A 2,448-nucleotide genomic window follows, 5' to 3' on the forward strand; every position below is an offset into this window, starting at 1 on the left:
GCCTGACATAAATTCAGGAGTACTAACGGAACGGTTTAAGGGAGAGAAAATTGAACGGACCGCTTGCTGTAAAATCAAGCTGATACCAAAAGTGGCTAACAGAGTTTCTAGCGGGCGACCATATAGATGACGAATTACAGTTCGCTCAATCGCTACCCCTACTAGACCAGATACAACAAACGCAGCAGGTACGGATAGGATCAGTGCTAAGCCGATGTTATTTGGCATCAAAAGTTGCAGTACATAGGTGGTGTAAGCGCCGATCATGATTAGCTCGCCATGAGCCATGTTGATCACACCCATAACACCAAATGTAATCGCCAAACCAATCCCAGCTAGCACGAGCACAGAGCCTAAACTCAAGCCGAAAAACACCGTTTCGACACCAGAATAAAGACGCTGGCTTTGCTGATATTTTGCTAAAGCTTGGTTCGCTGCAGTAAGAATTTGCTGATTGGTCTCAGAACCTAGAATAGAGTTCAGCGCTTTGAGTACATCAGACTGCTTGTAGTCACTAATGAACTCTATCGCAGACATCCTTTCGTCCACCTTAAGCGATGTATCTTGAGAACGATAAAGAGCCAAAACCAGATCAATCTGTTCGGCAACCTTAGTATCAGTTTCCGATTTTGCTTGTTGGGATAACGCCTCAATAATCGCTTTATCCTTGGTTCCCATCAAGTTGTACGCCGCGTCGTAGCGAACTGCTGTATCTGAGTCTTGAAGACCAAGGTAGGCAATTTGAGTGCGGATTAAGCCTCGAAGCTTATTGTTAACCCGTACTTTTTTAAACTGCTTTACGTTCTCGATAGCAAGAGTTTGTTGACCCCATATTGATGTCGCTTGTGTGTCAGTTTTTATATCTGACACTAGGAAAATCTGTTTATAGAAGTCACTTTTTCTATCGCTAAAGTAGTAAAGATTGCCATTTAACCAACCGTCTAGAATAGGCTGGCTTAAATTTGAAGTTTTATTGGTGATTAACCATGTGATTGCGGCTTGTTTTTCCGCAGTTTTCTTACCAACGAGTGCTTTTTCAAAGCTCATTTCATCGGTAACGGCAGCCATAGTTAGAGAAGTGCAAGCCAACTGTATGAACAACAGGGCGAATAATGTAGTTAGACTCGTGAATACTCGTCTCATCCTTTGAATATCCTTTTCATCATAAGGCTTATATTGTGGTTATTATGATAAAGCCTATGTACAACGTAATAGACGCCCCAAAGCCAAAAATTGCACGGCTTTGGGGCGTTTCCCGATTCAAGGTGCTAATTAGTTAGTGCCTGAACATTTCTTAGTTTCAACGTTGAATGCGCCACAAGAGAATGGCTTAGACCAGCTAGAGAATAGCTTCGCAGACTCTGGAAGGTATGCAGACCAAGCGTCACCTGCCACTAGACCAGTGGTTTCCCATACGATATCGAATTGACCGTCGTCTTGGATTTCACCAATTAATACTGGTTTAGTAATGTGGTGGTTCGGTAGCATGGTTGAGTAGCCACCAGATAGGTTTGGTACTGAGACACCAATCAAGGCATCTTGAACCGCTTCTGCTTCAGTCGTACCTGCATTTGTTACCGCTTGAGCCCACATGTTAAAGCCAACATAGTGCGCTTCCATTGGATCGTTCGTTACGCGCTTTTCGCTCTTGATGAACTCTTGCCAAGTTTCTACAAACTCAGCATTGGCGTCAGTATCTACGCTCATGAAGTAGTTCCATGCGGCAAGGTGACCAACCAGTGGTGCAGTGTCCATACCTGATAGCTCTTCTTCACCTACAGAGAATGCGATAACTGGGATATCTTCAGACGAGACGCCCTGCGCGCCTAGCTCTTTGTAGAATGGAACGTTAGCATCACCGTTAATAGTTGAAACTACTGCTGTTTTCTTACCTGCAGAGCCAAACTTCTTGACGTCAGAAACAATTGACTGCCAATCAGAATGACCAAATGGTGTATAGTTGATCATGATATCTTCAGCAGCAACGCCTTTGTCTTTTAGGTAGGCTTCGAGAATTTTATTGGTTGTACGTGGATAAACGTAATCCGTACCCGCTAATACCCAGCGCTCTACTTCAAGCTCTTCCATCAAATAATCAACAGCCGGAATCGCTTGTTGGTTTGGTGCGGCACCTGTGTAGAAAACGTTTTTCGAAGACTCTTCACCTTCATACTGAACTGGGTAGAAAAGGATACTATTTAGCTCTTCGAAAACAGGCAACATGGATTTACGCGAAACCGAAGTCCAGCCGCCGAATACAACGTCAACTTTCTCTTTTTCAATCAATTCACGGGCTTTCTCAGCAAACAGTGGCCAGTTAGATGCAGGGTCGACAACAACAGGTTCTAGTTTCTTGCCTAGCAGTCCGCCCTTCTTATTCTGCTCTTCGATCAGCATTAAAACAGTATCTTTTAAAGTGGTTTCACTGATCGCCATCGTTCCCGATAG

At 43.9% G+C, this 2,448-nt stretch carries 2 protein-coding genes; both read right to left on the minus strand.

All coding sequences use genetic code 11. The features are described 5' to 3' along the window. The coding region (locus QTO00_RS18065) for an ABC transporter permease subunit (RefSeq protein WP_443088944.1) at positions 1–1,143 on the minus strand (1,143 nt) is incomplete at its 3' end. Between the two features lie 129 nt (positions 1,144–1,272). Then, positions 1,273–2,448, minus strand: a 1,176-nt coding sequence (urtA, locus tag QTO00_RS18070) for an urea ABC transporter substrate-binding protein (protein WP_331426014.1), incomplete at its 5' end; no start/stop codon positions are given.

Origin of the sequence: Vibrio sp. M260118 (assembly GCF_036533755.1) — a bacterium.
Taxonomy (GTDB): Bacteria; Pseudomonadota; Gammaproteobacteria; order Enterobacterales; family Vibrionaceae; genus Vibrio.